This window comes from Coleofasciculus sp. E1-EBD-02, from assembly GCF_040218245.1.
Taxonomy (GTDB): Bacteria; Cyanobacteriota; Cyanobacteriia; order Cyanobacteriales; family Coleofasciculaceae; genus Coleofasciculus.
Map to the genome: position 1 here is coordinate 13,344 of NZ_JAVJQN010000113.1, position 13,864 is coordinate 27,207.

Sequence of the window (13,864 nt, forward strand, 5' to 3'; positions counted from 1 at the left end):
GCAATACATCGAACGTGGTAAGTACATCCAAGGCGGTAGGGGTCCTACAGACGCTTCAAAAGCGCGTCTGTACAAATATCGCAGTCATGTACACGGGAAATGGAGCCGATGCACTTTCAGTAAGAGGAAGTCCTGTCGGACTGCTATTTATGTAAGGAAACGAATTCCTCCCCATACATAAATGGCAGGGGTTTCCATTCGTCCCCTTACCAACCCAATTTTCGATGACCCAGAGCCTAGAACCCAATGTTCTACCTCCTCCGTTCCCGGATCATACCCAACTCCCCGAATCAGATGGCGAATTCGCGAAGAATTTTCAGGAGCATCCCCAAAGCCTTATTCTCACCGACTCCCTCGGACCCATTCTCGAAAGAATTCATCCCGATGGACAATATGCCATTGGACAAGATTGTGGCATCTACTGGCGACAAACAAAACCGCCGGAAAAAGGAGCAGAAGCTCCCGATTGGTTTTATGTCCCCAATGTTCCCCCCAAAATAGACGGTCAAATTCGCCGTTCTTATGTAATTTGGCACGAATTTATCGCGCCAATGATTGCTTTAGAATTTGCCAGTGGCGATGGTTCCGAAGAGCGCGATGCCACACCCTTATCCCGCTCATCCCAAGGAGAAAAAACGAAACCGGGTAAGTTTTGGGTTTATGAGCAGATTCTCCGGATTCCTTACTATGGTATTTTTGAAATCAAGACGAACCACTTAGAGGTTTATCACTTCGTTAATGGTTCCTACCGCCCGATGAACCCGAACCAACGAAACCATTATCCCATTGAACCTTTAGGTATAGAATTGGGATTACTCCCAGGAACCTATCAAAATCAAACTCAAATTTGGTTGCGCTGGTGGGATAGTGAGGGTAATTTGCTCCTAACTGGAAGTGAGAGAGCCGAACAAGAAAGACAACGGGCTGAACAAGCCGAACAAGCCCGAAGAGAAGCTATTCCCAAATTATTCGCTATGGGATTAACCGCCAATCAAATAGCAGAAGCCTTAGGTTTACCGATTGAGCAGGTTAACTCCCTAGTACAAGAAAGCAGAAATAACACCAACAGCTAACATCTCCCCCAGCTTCACTGTATATAAATATAAAAAGCTGCTCAATTATTCCCGTCACCCGCACTAGAAACCTGCGTCGGGGCGGGTTTAGTTAAACAAAGGTGAACCCGTTTTAACGGGTTTAAGCTTTTAGCCAGAACTTTAGTTCTAGGCTTCTCCTAACAGGAAGTGAGAGAGCTGAACAATAAAGACAAAGGGCTGAACTCCCTCAGCTCCCCCTGCTCCCCCTGCTCCCCCTGCTCCCTACCCCCACCACAACACTTATTCCTCGATTAACTCTTCGCCGCCGCATCTTGTGATTCTTGCGGGGGTTTAGTTACACCCATGCGAATTTCTGAAGACATAGACGCCATGCTAAAGCCGCCAAATCGCTTCAAAATGCTCGTCCGTAGCCGTAAGTTAGGACTGGCAAACCACAAACGCTCCTCAGAATACATGGTTTCGTAGTCGGTAATTAAGGTCAGCGCCTGATCATCTCCCATAATATAGCGACCCGCTACCGGGGCTTTCTCCGCATAGCCCATTTCCCGCAATAGCTTCCCTTCATTGGGCTTATCGGGGTCAGCAACTGGCACCAGCACCGTTGAACCTTGATGCTTTTCTTCATCCCAGTCCATTGTGCCATCCCACGTCACTCTGGCACCACAGATCGCTGAATCTGGATCAACCTCATACTGTTGGCATAGCTGAACCACTTCTGGCGCATCAGCCGCGATCATTTCAATCGTAATATCAGATTTACCATTTTCAGCTTGCTTAAATGCCAGATGGTGACTGGTACGCTGCGAAAACCATCGACCAGCACTCTGCTCAAAAAATTCTTTTATATCCATGAAGTCAGACGTTTCACGTTAACAAAGCTTTAATTGATTTTATCGTTCTCCTGGCTTGTTTATGGTTCATTATTGATTGTTCATGACTTCCAGTAAAGCCATGGGCAGAGGTTTAGGCTGGCTTTGTCGCCTCTTGCAGGCGGTTCAGGGAGATAGATGCAGCTTGGGCAACTTGGGAATGGCTGTCTTTTGCCAAGAATTTTAACGCCGACTGGCTTTTGTCCGTGGGTAGGTTCCCCAGGGCTTCGGCTAATCGTTGGCGCACTAACCAATCAGGAGATTGGGCAAAGCGCAGGATATCGTCCACGGCTTCGATGGCTTTAATTTCACCCAATGCGGAGATAGCCGCCTGTTGCACCACGATTTCTTCACTATCCAGTGCCTGAGTGAGAACTTGACGGGCGCGGGGATCTTTAATATTGCCCAATGCGACAGCCGCGCTGAACCGGACTAACCATTGTGTATCTTCATAGAATGTCCGTACCAAGGATTCAAAGGCTCTGGCATCTTCTAGATATCCTAAGGCTCCAGCAGCATCAGCGCGAATGCCATAATCGGGGTCAGTTTCGAGTAATTTCACCAAAATGGGGTAGCATTCGTCTGTCTGTTTTACCCCTAAGGCAAAGACAGCCATCGATCGCACTTGTAAACTTGGATCATCTAAAACCTTCTTGATTAAAGGCACAGCCTCCTCTGCTGGCACGTTACGGAGGTGAGCTAACGCCACCATGCGATCGCGGGAGTTGGCACTATCTAGCTGATCTGAAATTTGCGCTAAGTTAGGATAATCCATCCGCTTCCCCTTATCGTTAAGAAATGTTACATACATTATAGAAAATTGCACAAGGAAGCGCAGGATGAGATTACCCCATGCAAGAGGAAACGATTGAAATCGCTGCTACACTTGCCTTGCGTCCGTCTGCGCGGACTTAGTTATAACGGGGGTAGCGTTCCCCGGATTTGGTATGATGCCAGAAGCGTTGAAGCGAGGGAACCTGGTACGTGTGTAGGGGTTCACTTTCACGACTATCTGTTCGGTTGCACCCAGATGTAACTAAACCCGCCCCGTCTCAGAGATGGAATGTTAACGGTTAGCTTAGGCTCTTCAGCAAGAACCTTTTTGATAAACAGGTGTCTTGGTTCAGTTTTTGCGTAAGCTCGCTTTACTAAAACTGCTTCGTCTTTATCTGCATCCAGAACCTGTCCATCTTCAAAGATTACATACATACCCCCATACTGAGTCAACAACTCTTGTCTTTTCTCTTCAAAAAGCTGACTCTGATGCTCCATGTATTCAACAACCTCCAGATCGGGGTACACAGAAGGTTTCTCTTGCTGATCTATAGACTCTATATCTGCACCAGTTTTATTAACAAGATTTAACGCTTCTTGTAAATCAGCGATTAGCTGTTTAGCTAGCGTTGGACTAACAATCAAACGAGCTATAGGTTGACAGTCAACCACAATTTCTTCTTTGGAAGCTTTTCTTAAATCTCTGACATTAAGAGGGTCAATAAATCCAAAATCAATAACTATATCATCATCCATAGGATTAACTGTAGCCACATTAGCATAATTGGGATGGCAACTCTGATGAGACTTAAACTGTACTTTCACTCTGGACATAACTTTTTCCCCAATATAACTAGAATTTGGTCAATTACAGCCTAGCATCAGAGATGCCCCCCATGCGATCGTGAGAGTTAGTACTTCTACCCGATTATCCTTCTACCCCTCAACGGAGTAACAACACCGGACAAGGAGACAGCCGCACCACTTGTTCAGCGACAGAACCCATCAAAACCCGCTTGACACCTGTGTGTCCGTGGGTAGGCATAACAATTAATTCAATTCCTTTTTCTTTGGCATAGTCCACAATTTCATGACTAGGAGTTCCAATCGAAACCTGATGCTGTACTCCTACATACCCCAGTTCACTCAGCTTGTTTTTCAGAAAAGATTGAGCGTTGTTTTGTCGAGATTCTGAGGTAACCGTTTTCCATATTGTACCGGGATCGACTGCACTCAGAGGCAGTAGAACGTGGATGACATGCAAATGAGATATGTCCTCGACAAACTCTAAAGCCGGAGCCAGTGCTGTAAAGGATATATCCGAGAAATCAGTCGGTACAAGCACATCGTTCTTTTTTAGCCAGCTCATAATTATTAATTGTTCATTTCCGTGTAGCTTGTGTGAATGGAAGCGATTACCATGAGATTCTGAATTTTTCTCTGAAGCCAGGGCGGGTTTAGTGACATCTGGATGACAAGAAACCAGAATAGTGAAACCCGCCCCTACAACTGAAAAAACTCAAAATTTGTTGGGAGGCATTAGTTTCCAGTTTGGTGGGAATCTCCCAGAGTGGCGAGCTTTTCTGCATAAGTTGGCATTTGCCCCGAACGCAGCCGCTCCATATAATTGCTGATGTCTCCCGCCACCTCATTGGAGAGAAAATAAGCACCAATTAAGTTGGGAAGTGCCATCATCAGCAGGGTTAAATCGCTAAAATCAATCACCGCACCAGGAGTAACAACGGCACCAATAAACACACAGGCGACAAAAATCAGCTTATAGATGATAATGGTGCGTTGACCAAAGAGATATTGCCAGGAAATCTCGCCGTAATAACTCCAAGAAATAATTGTGGAGAAGGCAAACAAGAAAATCGCGATTGTGAGAACCACCGGAAACCAGGTACTAACTGTAGCAAAGGCATTCAGTGTCATCTGAGAACCATCGATCGCTTCACCGGTATCTTGATAGACACCCGTTAGGACAATCATGATTCCAGTCATGTTGCAGATGATGATTGTATCAATAAACGGTTCCAAGAGGGCGACAATTCCTTCCCGCACTGGTTCATCAGTCCGAGCCGCCGAGTGCGCGATCGCGGCTGAACCAATTCCCGCTTCATTGGAGAAAGCACTGCGCCGCACCCCTTGCACGATAACGATAATAATACCGCCTTCAATACCGCCTTCAAGGGCTTCTGGGACAAAAGCTTGGCTAATAATTGTAGCGATCGCGGCAGGAACTTGGGGCAAATTCACCACCACAATCCACAGACACCCCAAGATATAAATCACCGCCATTGCGGGCACCAGCAACCCCGTTGTCGAAGCAATTCGCTCAATCCCACCAATAATGACAATCGCGGTTAACACTGCCAAAACCAGACCGACGATCCATCCCTGCATCCCCGGAAATGTACCCACAAAGGCGATGGCAGCTTGGTTAGACTGGAACATATTCGCGCCGCCCATTGAACCAAAAATCGCCAGCACGGAAAAAATAATTCCTAATCCTTTTCCCAGAGGACCCAACCCCATCTTGGTTAACCCCCGTGAGAGCATATAAGCCGGTCCCCCAGCGACTGTACCATCGGGTCGTTCGATGCGATATTTGAGTCCCAGGGTACATTCGACTAACTTAGTTGTCATACCCAGAAAAGCCGCCAGTGTCAGCCAAAACATAGCGCCTGGACCTCCCTCCTGGATTGCCACAGCCACGCCAGCAATGTTGCCTAATCCCACCGTTCCCGACAACGCCGTCGCCAACGCCTGAAAATGGGAGACTTGTCCCTCTTCCTCTGGGTCATCATACCTACCCCTTACCACATCAATTGCATGTTTAAAGGCACGGAGATTGATAAAGCCCAAGCGAAGCGTAAAGAAAATACCTGCCACAATCAACCACAGTACAATCAGCGGAAAACCACCGATGTCGTAGAAGAGAAACTTAAACAGGACCGCGACGATTGCCGAGAATACACTGTCGATCGCATTCAGGAAACCCTCAGAGGTTTCAGTATCTTGAGCAAGAACTCTAACGGGAAAAAAGAGCAGCAACAAAGTGGCTAGCAATAACGCCGCTAGCTGTCCCCGTCGTTGACGTTTAAGCTGCATCGGGGAAATTGGCTGTTTTCTAGGGTATGTCATCTGTAAATTTGATTGCCAACGTGATATTGATCGGGTTATTCCACCCAGGCGAATTAGAGGAAGATTATAGCAAAATGATCACGACTTGAACGATAAATAAACAACTTTCGGTCTATCACTGGACTGGGGTTGTGGGATGTGGAGTGTGGGGTGTGGGATGTGGGGTGTGGGGTGTGGGGTGTGGGGTGTGGAGAATAGCAGCTAAAGGATAAAGGAGGTGACAAATACCAATTTTAGTTACAGCGTCACTCAAGTTCTAAACCTTCGTTAGTAGAAGTATCAGTATCATCAATACCTGACTTGCGTTCCTGAAGCTGTAACAGAATTTCTGCATGAATTTCGCGAGTGATGGGATAGAAGTATGCCAAAATTAATCCACAAAGTAAGAAGACGGTAGGCAATGGACCAACAACTAACCGAATCGCCAGCAACGCTGAAGCAGGTTGTTCCGGTATCGGTTGACCCGGTTCACTACTCAAAAACCCCGAAAAATCTAGCGCTTGTCCCACGAGAAACAACCCCAACGCTAATCCCATTTTTTGCAGGAGTACCATAAACGAATAGAATATTCCCTCGCGCCGTTGACCCGTATTTAGTTCATCTAATTCAATCACATCGGGTAACATTGACCAAGGGATAAGATAGGCAATGGCAATGCCAAACCCTGCCATGACAAAGAGGAGATACATTAATCCCACCTGATCCCGTGGTAAAAAGAATAATCCGCCTTGGGCGACAATCCAGGCACTCATTCCCATAAAATAAACAGCCCGCTTCCCGACGCGCTGACTCACCAAATTCCAGACAAAAAGCATCACTAAGGCTACACATTGAACCACTAAGGCGGCGGTAAAATAGGACTCTTGACCCATCCAGTTAACCAAATAATAGGGAATAATCGCCGCTGTTAACTGAAAGGCTAACCAAGAAAACAGATAAATCCCGATGACATACAGAAAAGGACGATTGCTAAAGGCAATTTTTAGCTGTTCTAAAAAAGGGATTTCTGCTTCATTACTCTCCTCCACCGTTTGCTGCGATCGCCGTTCCCCCGCCGCCGTTGGATCTGTGGTTCCCCACACGCACCAATAGGCGGGTAGAACAGACAGAATTGTACAGATGAGTCCTAATACTAGATATTGTGTTTGATCATTGGGAATAGCTTTAAAGATAAATTGACCCAATGCTAGGGAGAGAATACTCCCACCAATGGAGAAGGCAAAGCGAAAACTATTCAAGCTGGTACGTTCGTTGTAATCTTGAGTCAGTTCTGGCGTCAATGCGGTATAGGGCAAATTGACACCTGTAAACGCCATGTTAAATAAAATACTAACAATCACGTAATACCAAAACAGCGCCGACTGATTGATCGGGGGTACAACCCATTGCAGGAAAAAGAACACACCAAAAGGAATACCGGATAGAATCATCCAGGTATGGCGTCGTCCCCAACGGAACCGAGTGCGATCGCTTAATAGTCCGACAATGGGATCATTAATCGCATCCCAGATTTTGCCAATTAACAGCACCGTACTGGCTAACCCTGGACTTAATCCAGCTACATTAGTGAGGAAAATTAGAAAGGAGAAGGCTAATAGGGTAGCCGTAATCCCCGCCCCCATATCACCCGCCCCGTAAGCCATTTTCGTGGAAAGATTAAGTTTTTCTGGTTGGGCTGGTTTTGGTGGAACTGAAGACTCTGATGGAGCGGGATTACTCATTGCTGTTTTTTCTTGCTTAAACACGTAAATTTAACACAACTTATTCAGTTTGACGAATCATGAGTATTTTTCACTAACGTATTCCTCCATATCATGGACGTACCAGTTACCCTATTTGTTCTACTGACCCAACGGTTTCAGGAGAGGACACCCGATCAAAGTGAGTGGGCGACAGGTGTTAATTGATGCAGGCGGATCACCTCTACAAGTGTCTTTCAGGTGTTTATTTTCTGGCGTCAACCCAACCTACAACCTATTCCACCATTTTAAATGCATATAAAAAACCTCAGCGCCTTTGCAGAACCGATGTTCTTGTTGTCGCTGAGGGTCAACTGAAGGATGCGTTTGATATATTTATCAATACATAAATAATTTTAGGCGATCAGGAAATGTTGCCAATGTTGCCATTTCTTATTAATTTACGCCTCACCGTTTCTTATTTATTCATAATTCATAATATTTTCCTGATCGCTTGCTTGAGTCTTGTATTACTACTTTTCAAAACGGTAATATCTAAACGATTAGCCGATTCAGCCTGAAGCAAAGCATTCATCGCGTTGTAATACAAATCGGTATCGTAAGCCATCAAGATTAAATCAACTCCAGCGTTAATGGCTTTTACCGTAGCCGCCTCTAACCCATCTTGACTGCTATAAACCGCATGCATACTAAAATCATCTGTAATCAGAATGCCATTATGCTGCCATTTGTCTCTAATAATGTCTGTAACAACTTGTTGAGAAAACGAGACAGGATGGTCAGGATCAACGGCAATTAATTGAGCGTGTCCCAACATGGTAAAGGCATTTGTTTTGCTCATGACTTCCCGAAATGGCACCCAGTCTGCTTGGGTTAATTCCGCTACCGACGTTTTCAATTGAGCATCCTCAAGATGGGTATCCGTATCCACTCGTCCCAATCCAGGGAAATGTTTAATGGTACAGGTTACGCCATAGTCGGCTAGGGTTTGGCAATACCATAATGCCACCTTAGCCACAATATCTTTATCGGCGGATATGGCTCTCAGATAAATTTTAGAATACTTATCTTCAGAACTGATAACCCCATAATTTAAATCCACGACTGGGGCAAAGTTTAAATTAATACCAATTTTCGACAATTCTTTGCCATGAATACTAGCATAGCGGATAACGTCTTCTTTGGCGCTATCGATATCTTTTTCATCTTTAATAATTGATGATAAGGGGGGTAATCGAGTTAAAGGGGGAGATAATCGCGAGACAATACCGCCTTCTTGATCCGTGGCTATCCACAAGGGTGATAACCCCTGATTGGCGCGAATAGTCTGTAAGGATTGGATTTCTTGGTTAATTTCGTCTAGGGTTTTATTCTGGATATTTCGTCTAGTGATAAAGACACCCGCGATCGCGCCTTTTTCAACCAGAGTTTTTACCTCCTCAAGATTACGATAACCCACGATAAAATGCTGACCCAGAGTTTCCAGTTTGCTTGCTTCTCGATTGAGAATCGCTTGTTTAGTCAACTGGAACTTAACTTCCGTCGTCACCGCCAAAGAAAAACTGAATGACGCGATCGCTAAAATCAAAACGCTGAGAATAACGTGTCTTTGGCTTGAATTTCTCGTCCAGCCTGAAATTTCCGAAACGATTAATCCTAAACTGAGGATAAACACCAAACCAAATGCCCAATCCCTTAAACTTGCCAGCCATGGCGTTCTAAAATAAACTGCCGGAAACACTAAACTGACAGCCAAACCCAGTTTTACGAGTTTTATCAAAAGTTTAATTAACACAGTCATTGCTCATAGTTAAAGGAACAGGACAGAGTAAAGTAAGTAGTCGGATTTTCATTAAACTTAATGGTGGAGATTAGGTAACAGGCAACAGTAATAGTTTGAAGCTTCTTAAGGTTTCTTAGTATAGGGGACAGAATTTATGTCCAGGTACTTATATCGTTTCCAGTTATTTCTCAAATCCTATAAAAGGTTAAATTTTTTCCTAAAACTCCCTCTGCGAACCTCTGCGCTAACCTCTGCGTCCCTCTGCGTTAAAAACGGACTTAATCTGAATGGAACTTATAGTAAGCGATGTGGCTTTTATAGCACTAAAGCGCAACTACGAACCTCTATCATACGTCATATTTACCAGGTTTCTCGGCGGCTCTCGGCGACTGAGAAGGTTTCACTTCGTAAGGTTGAGAAGGTAAAATTTCCAACTGTCGATGTTTCGGCTTCTCCAGTTCCTTGGGTTTAGGTTTGGGTTTAGCTTTGCCTTTTCCACTGGAACCGCGTCGCCGTTGCGATGTTCCCTCTTCACTGGTATTTTCTGCAACAACTTCATACAATATCGCCAACTTATTCTGATCCGTTCCCTTGCGTAACACTCGCCCTAATCGCTGCACATATTCCCGTTCTGAACCTGTTCCCGATAAAATAATCGCCACTCGTGCATCAGGAACATCAACGCCTTCATTTAAAACATGGGAAGCGACCAATATTTTATAGTCTCCCTCGCGAAATCGTTGGAGAATCTCGTGACGTTCTTTGACGGGAGTGTGGTGGGTAATCGCAGGAATCAGCAATTCTTGGGAAATCCGATAAACTGTTGCATTATCATTCGTGAATACCAAGATCCGTTCCGGATAATGTTTCGCGACTAAATCGGCTAATACTCGTAATTTTCCTTCCGTTCCTAAAGCAATTTCCTTAGATTCCCGATGCGCTAACATAGCGCGACGCCCTTGTTGAGAACCCGCACTGGCTTGCACAAACCGTTGCCATCCGTCTAAACTACTTAGGTAAATATTCGACTCTCTTAAAAAATCATTCCGCAGTTTCAGACAAGCATCGTAGCGATCGCGCTCCTGGTGTGATAGTTTAACTTTAATCTGCACCACCTTATGTTCCGCCAAGGCTAACCCAGCCAAGTCATCCGGGCTTTTGCGATAGACCTGTTGACCGATTAAACCATCTAAGTCATTATGACGCCCATCAGTACGCTCCGGGGTAGCCGTAAGTCCGAGTCGGTAAGGTGCGATCGCGTATTCAGCAACTGCTCGATAAAAGTCAGTGGGTAAATGGTGACATTCGTCAAAAATTAACAACCCGTATTGATTTCCCAGGGATTCGGCGTGAATCGTAGCGCTATCATAAGTAGCGATCAGGATTGGCGTGCGATCGCGCGAACCTCCGCCTAATAATCCAACTTCCACATCCGGAAACGCGGCTTCTAACTGGGCGTACCATTGATGCATTAAATCCAAGGTGGGTACAACAATTAACGTACTGCGAGGCGTCGATTGCATCGCCAGTTGAGCCAGATAGGTTTTTCCGGCGGCGGTAGGTAATACCACCACCCCGCGACGCCCTGCTAATTTCCAGGCTAATAAGGCTTCCTGTTGATGGGGATAGGGTTCCATCTCAAAGCTGGAAACCAACTCCAAAGGAAGAAATTCCTTCGCATCATCAATAAAATCAACCTCAGAGGCTTGCAGCACTTCCACCAGGGGGCGATAGTGCATCCCTGGAATCCGAAACTTTTCCACCCGATCATCCCACGTCGCATAATCCACCCAGGCTTTACCCCGTGGGGGTGGATGGAGGAGTAGGGTTCCCCGATCAAAAGTTAATTTTGGGGTACGCGCCATTCGTTTCTTCTGTATTAAGTCCCCTCAGTTATTGTATAGTGCCAGAGTCGAGGGCGCGATCAGCTATCTGCATACTGTTTTAGAGCTAAGGCAAAAGAGCGACAGTGGGGGTTAGAATGATTGAGGTTGTGCGATCGCTTAAAGTAAACTTTCTCTATGCATGCCCTTTCAGTTCCAACGTGGATCATTCACGTCTCTAGCGTTATCGAATGGATTGCCGCTATCTGGTTAATCTGGAGTTATGGTGACATTACAGGCAATCGATACTGGTGGGCATTATCTTGTGCCATGTTTCCTGCCTTAGTCGGTGCGATGTGTGCTTGTACCTGGCACTTTTTTGACAATCCTGAATCCTTGGATTGGTTGGTTACTCTGCAAGCCTCGATGACGGTATTAGGAAATATTACCCTTTGTGCTGCCGCTTGGTGGATTTGGCGTTGTGCGCGAAAATCTGATCAGAGTGATAGCAGCGAACCGGAAAAATCTAAGACGCCTGTTGATGTTGTTTAGCTAAACTACCCGTTCAGTGGTACAATAAATGACTTTATTTTTTGCAAAATCAATCCGATTCGGTGACAAACTAATAAGGGCGCACGTCTATGCGCCCCTACGTTCTGTGAATGTAATGTGATGATTTCCAAAGATACTTTATTTGCGGTTTCCTTATTCCCTTACCTAGGTTTTTTGTGGTTTCTAACTCGTTCCGGACAAACCCCACGGTTGGCACTGATTGGATTTTATGCGCTGTTGGTGTTTGTGGGAGTGACGATTCCGGCGGGAATTTATGCCAAGGTTGCGTTTGGGGAACAATTAGCCAATGTGGATTGGTTGCATGGGAGTGCTGAGTTTTTTTTAACCCTATCTAATATTTTGGTCGTGTTAGGTTTTCGCCAAGCGATTATTCAAAAGTCACGCTCCAGTCAGCCCTGAACTAAAGTCAGCCCTGAACTAAAGTTCGGGCTAAAAGCTAAAACCCGTTAAAACGGGTTCAAAGATTTACCGAGTAAGCTTTAGCTTACTTAAACTTTAGGCGGGAAGAAATTTATTTCCTGGCGTCCAAGTTCTTAATCACTAAGTAGGTGGACACAATTAAACTTAACGGTTGAGATCAGGGAACAGGGAACACCTCGACTGCGCTCGGTGTGTCACAGGGAACAGTAAGGGTTTGAGGGCGATTTGTAAAACTTAATACAGTACCGTTTTCTTTGGTTCGACTGCTTATTGAGCCGCGAGATGGGTTTAATTGTTCCCTACACCCCACACCCTACACCCCACACCCTACACCCCACACCCTACACCCTACACCCTACACCCCACACCCCACACCCTACACCCTACAGCGCTTGTCGGGGATAGCGCTGCATTAATGATCTCACCTCTCCAGCATGATAGGAACTGCGGGTGAGGGGAGAGGAGACAACTTGTAAAAAGCCGATAGATTCGCCAAACTCTCGCCAAGTATCAAATTGTTCTGGAGTGATAAAGTCAGTCACGCCTAAGTGCTTTTGAGTAGGTTGAAGATATTGCCCAATGGTGAGAATATCACAATTGACGGCTCGCATATCCTGCATCACTTGGCGCACTTCGGCATCTGTTTCACCTAATCCCACCATGATGCCAGATTTGGTGTAAATCCAGGGGGTGAGTTCATGGGTACGTTGAAGAAGTTCCAGCGATCGCGGATAATCTCCTTGAGGACGTACTCGTCGATAGAGTCGGGGGATGGTTTCAGTGTTGTGGTTGAGGACTTCAGGTTTGGCTTGCAAAATGGTCGCTAGGGCATCCCAATTCCCACACAAATCGGGAATTAATACCTCGATGGTGGTTTGAGGCGAGATAGCACGAATGGCTTCAATGCACTTGACAAACTGAGAAGCACCCCCATCAGGTAAATCATCCCGATTAACCGAAGTAATCACCACATGCTGAAGTTTCAGTCGCCCTACCGCTTCCGCTAATCGGGTGGGTTCTGTGGGATCAAGAGGTTTAGGTTTCTTCTCGAAATCAATATCACAGTAGGGACAGGCACGGGTACAGGCAGGTCCCATAATTAAAAAGGTAGCAGTGCCAGCATTGAAGCACTCGCCGATGTTGGGACAAGAGGCTTCCTCACAGACGGTATTGAGTGCCAAATCCCGTAAGATATCCTTAACGTTGCCTACACGCTGCCATTGCGGTGCTTTGACTCTTAACCATTCAGGTTTAACGACCACTCCTGAACATGCTCCCACGAAAGTACCAGTGTTAATCCTAGCAAGTCTGTGGTAGTATGGATGAGATATTACGGGATGTAGCGCAGCTTGGTAGCGCACCTCGTTCGGGACGAGGGGGTCGCAGGTTCAAATCCTGTCATCCCGATTTTGAGTTAATTTAAGCCTGGAACTAAAGTTCCGGCTAAAAGCTAAAACCCGTTAAAACGGGTTGAAAGCCTTACTCACTGATAGGCTCCCGATTTTGAGCTGACGCGATCGCTCTCAGATATTAGCCCACAGAGAGATAAGGTATAATCTCGATTAGGCACGACACTATTAAAATTAATCACATAGCCTGGAACTAAAGTTCAGGCTAAAAGCTGAAACCCGTTAAAACGGGTTGAAAGCCTTACTCACTGACAGGCTCCCGGTTTTGTGCTGATGCGATCGCTCTCAGATATTAGCCCACAGAGAAATAA

12 protein-coding genes and 1 tRNA gene are annotated in these 13,864 nt (G+C 45.7%); 4 read left to right on the top strand and 9 right to left on the bottom strand.

Annotation, left to right across the window (positions count from 1 at the left end):
• The first annotated feature begins 224 nt into the window (after window positions 1-224).
• A complete protein-coding gene (locus tag RIC07_RS18620) occupies window positions 225-1,073 on the top strand; it encodes a Uma2 family endonuclease (protein WP_446395821.1) in 849 nt (282 codons plus the stop codon).
• A gap of 272 nt (window positions 1,074-1,345) precedes the next feature.
• On the opposite strand, the gene RIC07_RS18625 is transcribed toward RIC07_RS18620, so the two are convergent.
• The 8 genes from RIC07_RS18625 to RIC07_RS18660 all read right to left on the bottom strand — a co-directional run bounded on the left by RIC07_RS18625 (window position 1,346) and on the right by RIC07_RS18660 (window position 11,193).
• On the bottom strand, window positions 1,346-1,906 hold the full coding sequence (locus tag RIC07_RS18625; RefSeq protein ID WP_446376238.1) for a phycobiliprotein lyase: 561 nt from the start codon (window positions 1,904-1,906) through the stop codon (window positions 1,346-1,348).
• A 112-nt stretch (window positions 1,907-2,018) separates the two neighbouring features.
• A complete protein-coding gene (locus RIC07_RS18630; protein WP_446376236.1) occupies window positions 2,019-2,699 on the bottom strand; it encodes a HEAT repeat domain-containing protein in 681 nt (226 codons plus the stop codon).
• 233 nt (window positions 2,700-2,932) lie between these two features.
• Window positions 2,933-3,532 carry a DUF3467 domain-containing protein gene (locus RIC07_RS18635; protein WP_446395822.1) on the bottom strand — a complete coding sequence of 200 codons (600 nt, stop codon included), beginning with the start codon at window positions 3,530-3,532 and terminating at the stop codon, window positions 2,933-2,935.
• A 109-nt stretch (window positions 3,533-3,641) separates the two neighbouring features.
• A complete protein-coding gene (locus RIC07_RS18640) occupies window positions 3,642-4,067 on the bottom strand; it encodes a universal stress protein (protein ID WP_044204076.1) in 426 nt (141 codons plus the stop codon).
• A 170-nt stretch (window positions 4,068-4,237) separates the two neighbouring features.
• Window positions 4,238-5,845 carry an alanine/glycine:cation symporter family protein gene (locus tag RIC07_RS18645; RefSeq protein WP_446395823.1) on the bottom strand — a complete coding sequence of 536 codons (1,608 nt, stop codon included), beginning with the start codon at window positions 5,843-5,845 and terminating at the stop codon, window positions 4,238-4,240.
• A gap of 245 nt (window positions 5,846-6,090) precedes the next feature.
• Window positions 6,091-7,566 carry an MFS transporter gene (locus RIC07_RS18650; protein WP_446395824.1) on the bottom strand — a complete coding sequence of 492 codons (1,476 nt, stop codon included), beginning with the start codon at window positions 7,564-7,566 and terminating at the stop codon, window positions 6,091-6,093.
• Between the two features lie 451 nt (window positions 7,567-8,017).
• Complete coding sequence (locus tag RIC07_RS18655) at window positions 8,018-9,325, bottom strand: glycoside hydrolase family 3 N-terminal domain-containing protein (protein ID WP_446395825.1); 1,308 nt, start codon at window positions 9,323-9,325, stop codon at window positions 8,018-8,020.
• 350 nt (window positions 9,326-9,675) lie between these two features.
• Entirely contained in the window at window positions 9,676-11,193 is a 1,518-nt protein-coding gene (locus tag RIC07_RS18660; protein ID WP_446395826.1) for a DEAD/DEAH box helicase family protein, read from the bottom strand.
• 156 nt (window positions 11,194-11,349) lie between these two features.
• Here RIC07_RS18660 and RIC07_RS18665 point away from each other — a divergent pair, with 156 nt between their 5' ends.
• Window positions 11,350-11,703 carry a DUF2499 domain-containing protein gene (locus RIC07_RS18665; protein WP_446380860.1) on the top strand — a complete coding sequence of 118 codons (354 nt, stop codon included), beginning with the start codon at window positions 11,350-11,352 and terminating at the stop codon, window positions 11,701-11,703.
• A gap of 120 nt (window positions 11,704-11,823) precedes the next feature.
• Window positions 11,824-12,123 (top strand): DUF3593 domain-containing protein, encoded by a 300-nt coding sequence (locus RIC07_RS18670; RefSeq protein ID WP_446380859.1) that lies wholly within the window; start codon window positions 11,824-11,826, stop codon window positions 12,121-12,123.
• Window positions 12,124-12,527: 404 nt separating this feature from the next.
• Here RIC07_RS18670 and lipA read toward each other — a convergent pair whose 3' ends face one another.
• Window positions 12,528-13,406 (bottom strand): lipoyl synthase, encoded by an 879-nt coding sequence (gene lipA, locus RIC07_RS18675; RefSeq protein WP_446395827.1) that lies wholly within the window; start codon window positions 13,404-13,406, stop codon window positions 12,528-12,530.
• Between the two features lie 71 nt (window positions 13,407-13,477).
• Here lipA and RIC07_RS18680 point away from each other — a divergent pair.
• Window positions 13,478-13,551, top strand: a tRNA-Pro gene (locus tag RIC07_RS18680).
• Window positions 13,552-13,864 lie beyond the last annotated feature (313 nt).